Below are 8,979 nucleotides of genomic sequence, written 5' to 3'. Positions count from 1 at the left end.
GGACGTATCACCTCAGTCGGTGGCACCACCCGCCGGAACAGCACCCACAACTCGTCCGGCACCAGTCGCTCCACGAGATCCGCCATGCACGGCTCAACGAACGATCACGCCATAAGAAACGACGTCTTAGAACTGCGCAAGGTGGACGAGTTCGACTACCTGGGTGACACCCCGTCCGCCAACGGTGGGCACTGGTCCGCCGCAGCGTCAGCAAGCCCGATGAGATCGCAGACTTCCTCGCCTACGCACCGCGGGTCTCCACAGCGGCCGACCTGGTCCGGATCGCGGGAACTCGCTGGCAAATCGAGGAGTGCTTCCAGGCGGCGGAGAACGAGTGCGGCCTGGGCCAGTACAAGGTCCGTCGATACAGCGGCTGGTACCGGCACGTCACCCTGGCCATGCTCGCCCACGCCTACCTCGCTGTCATGGCAGCCGACGCGGAGGACAAGCCCTGGCCCCACCGTCGCGGATCACGCTGGCCTCAGCGGAAATGGACGCCGATGGCCAACCACGTTCGACAACGCGATCGCCCGCACAGACACCCTCGAAATGGCGAGCCCGGTCCCTACCGCACCAGCATGACAGGGAGAACACCCCCTGCCCGGACAAGGTCGCACGGTCAACGACGACCAGGTCACAGCCATCTGGAGGCCACGCTACCGGTAGTTCGTTAATTTCGGCGGTAGAGGTCAAGAGGTCTGCCGGTGGCGACTGCGTCGAGCAGGGCTTGGAGTTCGGTGGGTGGGTCCTTGTCCGTCCAGGCCTGCCACCAGCGGTGGAGGGTGGTGGCGGGGGTGAGCCAGGCGCGGACGGCGCGTAAGGCCCTGGGCCAGCAGGGTGGCTGGGGCTGGTGGGGTGTGGCTGGTCCCCCTCTTTGGCCCGTCGTCGGGACAGGGATCCGGTGTAGTGGTATCCAGTGGCCCGGGTGGTGCGAACCACCGGTCCCAGCAGAAGGAGAACGCGCAGTTGACCAGGGTCTGGTGGCGTTTGATGGCGCGGGCGGAACGGACCTGGAAGTCGGCCCAGCCGAGTTCGTCCTTGATCTGTTTGTAGCTCTGTTCGGTCCAGGGCCGCAGTCCGTAGAGGCGGACGATCTCGGCGAGGCTGGCTGGCGGGTGCGGGGAGGTGGTGGCGTGCGGGGCGTCGGGGTGGGGCAGGTTGGTGGCCAGGTACCAGGTGGCGTTCTCCGGCAGTCTGCCCGGATCGGTGGTGGCCACGACCAGGTGGCACGGGCTGTCCGGGCCGTAGCCGCCAAGGCGGGCGTCGGCGGTCCACCAGGTTTCGGTGTGTCCGTCGCGGAAGTGGCGCTCGACCGGCGTCCAGTCGCCCGGGTGGTCGGGGCTGGTGCCGGCCAGGGCGCGGGCGGCGTCGACCGGGGTGTGCGGCTGGTCGGCGCGGGCCCAGGAGCCGCAGTGCGGCCTGAGGGCGACGACGTAGGGCAGCCCGGCATCGCGCAGGGCGAGGTTACCAGTCGTCGCTCGTGGAGTAGGCGCAGTCGGCCACCACGGCCCGGCAGGCGAAGCCCGCTTCCTTGCCCTGGGTCGCGAGGGTGGCGGAGATCTGCGGTTTGGTGCGGAAGGCGGGATCGGCCCGGCCGCGGTCGAAGTGGTGGGCGGGGGTGTATGGCTGTGTGTGCAGCGGGTAGTAGATCCGTCCGTCGGTCCACACGGTGGTCACTGTGACGATGCCGTTGTCGGTTTTGCCGTACCGGCCCAGCCACTGCCGGCCCACGTGTGCGGTCGCCGTGCCGTCCTTGCGGTCCCCGGAGTCGTCGATCGCGATGACTCCGCCGTCGTGCGGTGCCGTTGCCTCCTGCTTGCGCAGCAGTTCAAGTCGCCGGTCGTTGACCTGTTCGGCCTCCCAGGGGGACTCGGAAAGGAAGAACTGCAGCCGCTGCACCAGCGGACCGCCGGCACCGGCCGTCGGCACCGCTCCGGCCAGACACGTGAGCGTCTTGTTCCGGTCCCGCGGGGCGAGCAGCCCCGTGAGGTACTCGCGGAACCCTCGCCGCTGAGCCAGGCTGAAGAAGAGATCGTCGAACCGGGCCGCGTAGTCCTCCAACGGTCCCGGCGCGGGCGGACACGGATGGCGAGCGGTCATCTTCGCCCCCCCCCCATTACCTTCTTGGTGGCCCCGCAATGGGGCGCCCGGCCTCCGGAGTTGGCATGACTTTCTCCCCCTGTCGAACACATGGCCTGGGGGTGGTGTCACCGGCTCCGGAGGCATCGACAGACCGCTGATTAGGGGCATGACCACCGGCTTCTTTGCAGGTCGGGAGGCTCTTCGTAATGTGGATGTGGCGATCGGTGCCGTGGGACGGCCGGGCGAGGACGACCGAAGGACGCACGTGATCGACGTCAGTGACATCGGCGCCTTCCTCGGCCTGGACGTCGGCAAGGGCGAACACCACGCCACCGCCGTCACCCCGGCCGGGAAGAAAGCCTTCGACAAACGGCTGCCCAACAGCGAGCCGAAGCTCCGCGAGGTCTTCGGGAAACTGCAGGCCAAGCACGGAACCGTGCTCGTCGTGGTCGACCAGCCCGCCTCCATCGGAGCCCTGCCGCTGGCGGTGGCCCGGGACATGGGCTGCCCGGTCGCCTATCTGCCCGGCCTGACGATGCGGCGGATCGCCGACCTCTACCCAGGGGAGGCCAAGACCGACGCCCGCGACGCGTTCGTCATCGCGGACGCCGCCCGCGTCATGCCCCACACCCTCCGCTCAGTCGACCTCGAAGAGGAGACCAGCGCCGAGCTGGAGATGATCGTCGGCTTCGACGACGACCTGGCCGGCGAAGCAACCCGCATCAGCAACCGCCTGCGCGGACTGCTGACACAAATCCACCCGTCGCTCGAACGGGTCCTGGGCCCGCGAGTGCAGCACCCGGCGGTGCTCAAGCTCCTCGACCAGTTCGGCTCCCCCGCCCAGATCCGCAAAGCCGGACGCCGGCGGCTGGTCACCCTGCTCCGACCTAAGGCACCACGGATGGCCGAGCGGCTGGTCGAAGACATCTTCACCGCCCTGGACGAACAGACTGTCGTCGTTCCCGGCACGGACGCGGCCGCACTGATCGTCCCCAGCCTCGCCAACTCGCTCCAAGCAGTCCTTGACCAGCGAAAACTCCTCGCCACAAGGATCGAGGAACTGCTGGAGGCCCACCCTCTTTCGAAGGTCCTGACGTCCATGCCGGGGATCGGCGTCAGGACCGGAGCGCGGATCCTCATCGACGTCGGCGACGGATCCAGCTTCCCGTCCGCCTCCCACCTCGCCGCCTACGCCGGCCTCGCCCCAGCGACCCGCAGTTCCGGCTCGTCGATCCGCGGCGAACAACCCTCCAGACGCGGAAACAAGCAGCTCAAACGGGCCTTCTTCCTGTCGGCGTTCGCTGCCTTGGCCGACCCGGTCTCCCGGATCTACTACGACAAGAAGATCGCCCAGGGAAAGCACCACACCCAAGCCCTCCTCTGCCTCGCCCGACGCCGAGCCGACGTGCTCTTCGCGATGCTCCGCGACGGCACCTTCTACGACCCCAAGCCAGCCCCATCAGCTTGACCAAACCCATAGGGGCACCCCCCCCCATCAAGACAGCTCACTCCTGCTACCGGAATACGACCAACACGACCTGCTGTCAACCCATCCCGCCACCGGAATTAACGAACTACCGCTAGAGACAAAACCCAAGGACACGACCCACTGGTCAACGCGGTCGAGGGCAACAAGGACGAGACCGTCACACTCAACGGCCTCCCGGATCCGGAAAGGCCTTCGGACCGCAGCCACACCGAGCGGAGACACTCAAACCAACCACCGACCCATTCCTCATCAACAAGGTCCCGTCACGTCGTCGGCCCTGGCACCTCGACCCGCCTGAGCCTAGCCGCCCACCCTCGACGTCGATGAGAAGCCACTCACCCAGACCCCAGATGGGCCCCAACCTATCCCGCCGGTACCGCCGGTGACTGCGCCAGGCGTCCAAGCGCCACAACCCAGACTGTGTCCGCGCCGGCACCTCCTACCTCATCGCGCTCGGAGACAGCCTGCGCCCATTCCTGGACGGCAGCCCCACCCCGTTGCCTCCCGGTCCTTGGAAGGCAACACTCCTCACGAGTTCGGCTAGATACGCCCCAGTCTTCCCCGTACCGGCCTAGAATCCACTCATGGCCCAGAAGATCATCACCATCTACACCGACGACCTGACAGGAGAGGAGACTCAAGACGCCGCCACGCACTCCTTCTCCATCGACGGCATCGGTTACGAAATCGACCTCAGCCCGGAGAGTTACGAAGAAATGCTCCAAGCATTCGGCCCCTTCGTGAATGCCGCCCGCAGGCGCGGGAAAAACAAGAAAGCAGCTACGCGCACCGCAGCCACCCACCCCGGCCAGGATACAGCAGCAATCCGCACCTGGGCCAAAGAAAATGGCTACAGCATCAACGAACGCGGCCGAGTACCCGCTGATGTTCGCGACGCCTACACTAAGGCTCACCCTTCAAAAACATAAACAAATCGAAATGAGCGGAAACCGGCATCCAGGATACGCGCGCAGGAAAATGGCACCAAAGGGGCCTCATCATACGGCTCCGAGAGAACACCTGGGGCTGATTCGATCGCATCCTGGCTGTTCGGCCCGTGTCGTCTGACTCGGCCGGAGCGGTTTATTTTGCGGCCCCTAAAATGGTCACAACTTAGCGATTGTGCACTCCGACCCAGCTTTCTAGGTGCGCCAGCGTTGCTTGAGTACGGCCATGGCGCGTTCGCCGGTGAAGCGTAGATCTCGGCAGTGGTTTTAGGGCTGGTCGCCGATGCTAATGTCGGGGTGCTTGTGGAAGAGAACATGGATGCCACTGCCGACGCCGATGTACCCGATGTCGGCCAACGTGGCAGTCCGGAATACCGCCGGGCTCGACATCGGAGACCTCACAGAGATGTGGCGTCGGGTATAGCGAGGGCTTCATGTTGTCTGCGAAGTTTTTGATCCGAATCGCGTACCAGAGATCGGTGCCGCGTTCGGTTTCATCGGCCACACGGTCACACCGGACGAGATTGCCGTCCAGGGCCGCGCACCGCAGGCTCTCGCACCGGCACTGTGCCAGCACTCCGGCAAGATCGGGCACCTCGGCCACGAGGGTTTCGATGCCTCCGGGGGAGTATCGCTGACCTGGGAGATTCCCGCGTACCGGGCCATGCAGTGGACCCAGTGCCCTTGTGTCGCGACGGGTACCTTATCGAATTCCAGTGTTCGGCGAGCAGACGGGCGAGCCACTCGAGCACAGGACGCAGGACGTCGGGCATACCGCAATGAGAGACCACGTGAAGCCTCCTGGATCCGGCAGAAACTTTCGCAAGTCCGCCCTACCAGGGGCTTCACGTGCTGTTCAGAGGTCACTCGCTTACTAAGAAAACCTTACTGAATCGATGAATCACGGCCTGTTACGAATGCCAATCACTTCCAACAGGGATATAAGTTAGATTACCGAGAAAAGTATTCTCTACACTCTTCTACTTCTTGAGGATATTTTTCCTCGAATTCTTTAGAGAGCGCTTCTCTCTCCTCTAAAGAATTCGACTTCCAGAATTTTTCATAAAGCACTTTGCAATTCTCGGACGGCTCAAGCTGATCTGCAACGGCTAGGCCATTCACGAACAAGCCGTGAGCGACAAACCCAGCAGAGAGCATCAGGGCAGCGGAGTAACGAATTTTCATGATCGCACTTTCTAGAGTTCCACCCAGCTGATAAGCGGGTAGTGATCGGATGGTATTTTAAGTTCTCCTTTTTCACCCGAGGGCACACTGTAGTCGTCCAGGATCTTGCCTCCTTCTAGATCAGGGAAAGCTGGAGCCGCCGCGTCTCCTTTTATGCACCCGACATAGTCCAGCACATTCTTGTATTTGGCAAGCGTGTTTTCCTTATCGAGCCTCAGCTTCGCCCGTGGATTCTTAACCATGTCGTAGGTGTACTTTTTCTCAAAAGTCGGATAACTGGCTTGTGGGAAGAGCGCACATCCGAGCTCTTTCTCGGCCTCTTTAAATTCTTCGCTCACTTCGCTCTTAGGTGCGCTCTGATCGTTATGATCAATTTCATAGTAGGGAACATTAAAGTCCCCTGCTACCACGATGGGCGCCCCGCCAGACTTTTGAGTAGCCCATGTGCGGAGCTGTGTTATTTGCTTTACCCTTATTTTTCGATCTTCTTCCGGCGTTTTCTCATCCGCTTGCAGGTGCGTACCAGCAAGCCAAGCAGACGTCCCATTGACATCTAGCTTCACGAGTCCAGCACCTTTATTGGCCCAATAGTCCCAGCTATTCTTACTCGAATCATCAAATGTAAGCTGATGCTTTTCTGTGATTTTGAATTTACTTAAAATCTTCACTCCGCCGCTGATTACAACTAGACTCCTACTGCAGTCTCCGGAGTACGAGTCCCATTCGTCTCCAGAGCACTGCACCCCGACAAGCTTAGTCTGATAGGGGTACTTATTCTTAATTTTATCCGTATTTGTGAGAGCTTCGGCTTCGGAAGTGAAGGCTTCATCTAGCACTACCACGTCGGCGTCATTATTTAATATGACTGTCTCTGCATTATTTACCCGGTCCTGCCTATACTCGGTTCCCGGTGTCCACCAAGGCACCGATTTAGGGAGTTGTTCAATATTGAATGCCATGACGCTAAATTTTGCCTTATCAGCCATTTTTGGTACATTGCTACCAGCTACAGCTTGGCCGCCAGCCATGGAAAGGAGTAAGCCCACACACGAAGCGGATGCGATTGCTTTTATGTTCATTACACTCGACTCACATTCATTCTATGAAATACAAAATACGAAGATCTCTCAGACTATCGAGGGCATTTTCCTTACCTACTATGACACCTTCTCTGTTAATTGATTAGGATAAACTGCCCTGGATCTATTATCTATGGAATTGACTAGGCGTCGTCTAAGCGTACCGTCGCCGGGGCCTTCCTGCTTTCTGATGGCATATTCGCGATCAAGGAATCGGCGATATTTCGTCGTAGAATCGGATATCAAGTACAAGGCGTTCTGGGGGCCCCACTGTAGCCTGCAAATCTTCTTCTAATCCGGTAACTGGTCTGTGGTGGTAAGGGTGCTGCGGTTTTTTGGGTTCAGGTCAGTGAGTGGAAAGCGGGGTTGTGCACATAGCAACGCCGCTGGTGGTCTAAAGCGTGTTGCAGAAGGCTGTGAATGGACAGGTCAGAGCTGCTCCAAGCACTTCTGATCATGCAGCCATGGTGAGGTCGTGCATGTGGGCGACCGCTTGGAGGGCATGGTGGAGACCGTCGCCAGTTGTCGGCAGTCGCGGAGGATTTGTAGTTCTTCATGCGAACGAAGGCGTGTTCGATGCGAGCACGGAGAGCCTGCGGTGCTTGGCATTGTCTTTTTTTCCCCCGGCCAGGAGGGGCCGGCTGGGGCATTTTCGGTGCGGGACGATCAGGCCGGTGTTGATGTAGGCACCGTCGCCGAACACGGTGACGCCTTGGCATCGCTCCGCCAGACCGGAGCTCCGCCAGACCTGGGAGTCAGCCCTGTCGCCGGGGGCTGGCCATGCGAGGCTACGACCAGACGAGTGTCGGCATCGATTGAGACCCGCACGTTCGCGGAGAACCGGTAGTTGCGGCTCGAGGCGCCGATCCGCCGGTCCCGCACCGGGATCAGGGTGCCCTCCACGATCCACAACCGGTCCGCAGAATCCACCGACCGGCAGGCCGGCTCGAGAGCGAGCAGAGGACGCAGCCGCTGCATCACCCTACAGACGGTCGCCGGCGACACCCCGAACAACGGCGCCAGCTGCCGCATCGTGAGGTTCGTACGGTAGTAGACGGCCACGACCAGCACCCGGTCCGCCAGCGGCAGACATCACGGCCGCCCGATCCGCAGCCCAGTGAACGTCTCCACCCACAACCACTCAGCCCTCAACACACCGGCCAGACCAAAGAAATGCCCTGACCATAGCCTTCTGCAACACGCTTTAATTGATGTCCCGTAATGGGTTGTTGGGGCAGGTTGAGGTGTCTCTCGTGTACTCGTGGGCTATCCCGCGAGGGTGAGGTTGTGGAGTCGGGCGATGTCGAGTAGGGCCTGGTGGAGGCCGTCGCCGTGCGGGCGGTGGTCGCGGGGGATTGTGAAGGTCTTCATCCGGGAGAAGGCATGTTCCACTCGGGCTCTGGCCCTGCGGTGGACGGTGTTGTCCGCTTGCTGTTCGGGGGTGAGAGGTCGGCTGGACTGGGGCCCGTGCGGAATGGGCGCGGCCGTGCCGTGGTAGCCGCCGTAACCCAGGAGTGGCGCGTTCCTCACTATCTGGTCCACGCTGGACTCGCCATAGGCCTGGGCATCGTGCCGGCTGCCGGATAACGGGCGGCTGACCGCGACTATCCAGACGGCTGTTCGCGTCGTTGATGACCTGTGGGTTTGTCGAGTAACGGTAGTTCTTGGAGGTCGTGGCCACGCTCCGGTCGCGGGTGGGGCCCAGGGCTCTGTTCACGATCAGCGCCGTGCCCGCCGGGTGTTGGCGGCGGACCGGTGCCAGCGCGAGGAGCGGAGCGATGTGGTCGGTGACCCGGTCTGCGGCCGACTTCGAAGTCCCCAACAGCGGGCCGAGCAGCCGCATGGTGAGGTTCGTCTGCCAACACGCGGCCACAGCAGTACCCAGTCCTCCAGCGGCAGCCCCCACGGCCGACCACCACCACCCCAGCGGCGCACAAGACCAACCAGCCTGCGGAACCGCCGCTCGCCCGGACCTGCGAACAGCCCTACCCAGCCCGGCTCGGACGCCGTCACCACAACACCCACACCAAGATCATCACGCGCCTGGCCAGGCCTTACAAGACACCATTTAGACGTCGTTTCTTATGGCGTGATCGTTCGTTGAGCCGTGCATGGCGGATCTCGTGGAGCGACTGGTGCCGGACGAGTTGTGGGTGCTGTTCCGGCGGGTGGTGCCACCGACTGAGGTGATACGTCC

General features: G+C 62.0%; 4 protein-coding genes and 4 pseudogenes. 3 read left to right on the top strand and 5 right to left on the bottom strand.

Annotation, left to right across the window (positions count from 1 at the left end; translation table 11 throughout):
- Window positions 1–191 precede the first annotated feature (191 nt).
- Window positions 192–674: pseudogene (locus LUZ64_RS38145) on the top strand (hypothetical protein); the annotation flags it as partial.
- A 15-nt stretch (window positions 675–689) separates the two neighbouring features.
- Here LUZ64_RS38145 and LUZ64_RS38140 read toward each other — a convergent pair.
- Window positions 690–2,100, bottom strand: a pseudogene (locus tag LUZ64_RS38140) (IS701 family transposase).
- A 247-nt stretch (window positions 2,101–2,347) separates the two neighbouring features.
- Here LUZ64_RS38140 and LUZ64_RS36020 point away from each other — a divergent pair.
- Together LUZ64_RS36020 and LUZ64_RS36015 are read left to right on the top strand one after the other, a co-directional pair.
- Window positions 2,348–3,550, top strand: a complete 1,203-nt coding sequence (locus LUZ64_RS36020) for an IS110 family RNA-guided transposase (RefSeq protein WP_170116916.1) — start codon at window positions 2,348–2,350, stop codon at window positions 3,548–3,550.
- Window positions 3,551–4,155: 605 nt separating this feature from the next.
- On the top strand, window positions 4,156–4,500 hold the full coding sequence (locus LUZ64_RS36015) for a histone-like nucleoid-structuring protein Lsr2 (RefSeq protein ID WP_095584229.1): 345 nt from the start codon (window positions 4,156–4,158) through the stop codon (window positions 4,498–4,500).
- A 969-nt stretch (window positions 4,501–5,469) separates the two neighbouring features.
- On the opposite strand, the gene LUZ64_RS36010 is transcribed toward LUZ64_RS36015, so the two are convergent.
- The 4 genes and pseudogenes from LUZ64_RS36010 to LUZ64_RS35995 form a co-directional block, all read right to left on the bottom strand.
- Window positions 5,470–5,703 carry a hypothetical protein gene (locus LUZ64_RS36010; RefSeq protein ID WP_143593420.1) on the bottom strand — a complete coding sequence of 78 codons (234 nt, stop codon included), beginning with the start codon at window positions 5,701–5,703 and terminating at the stop codon, window positions 5,470–5,472.
- A gap of 11 nt (window positions 5,704–5,714) precedes the next feature.
- Window positions 5,715–6,689, bottom strand: coding sequence for an endonuclease/exonuclease/phosphatase family protein (locus tag LUZ64_RS36005; RefSeq protein ID WP_211305150.1), 975 nt, complete (start codon window positions 6,687–6,689; stop codon window positions 5,715–5,717).
- 547 nt (window positions 6,690–7,236) lie between these two features.
- Window positions 7,237–7,946 (bottom strand): annotated as a pseudogene (locus LUZ64_RS36000) (transposase family protein).
- Between the two features lie 102 nt (window positions 7,947–8,048).
- Window positions 8,049–8,807 (bottom strand): annotated as a pseudogene (locus LUZ64_RS35995) (transposase family protein).
- Window positions 8,808–8,979 lie beyond the last annotated feature (172 nt).

The organism is Streptomyces albireticuli (assembly GCF_021228125.1).
GTDB classification, from domain to species: domain Bacteria; phylum Actinomycetota; class Actinomycetes; order Streptomycetales; family Streptomycetaceae; genus Streptomyces; species Streptomyces albireticuli.
This window is presented reverse-complemented; position numbering and strand designations above follow the sequence as displayed.

Excerpts from the sequence above, each read along its gene's own strand:
- LUZ64_RS36015 (WP_095584229.1), top strand. The coding sequence starts at position 4,156 with ATGGCCCAGAAGATCATCACCATCTACACCGACGACCTGACAGGAGAG.
- LUZ64_RS36010 (WP_143593420.1), bottom strand. The coding sequence starts at position 5,703 with ATGAAAATTCGTTACTCCGCTGCCCTGATGCTCTCTGCTGGGTTTGTC.
- LUZ64_RS36005 (WP_211305150.1), bottom strand. The coding sequence starts at position 6,689 with ATGGCTGATAAGGCAAAATTTAGCGTCATGGCATTCAATATTGAACAA.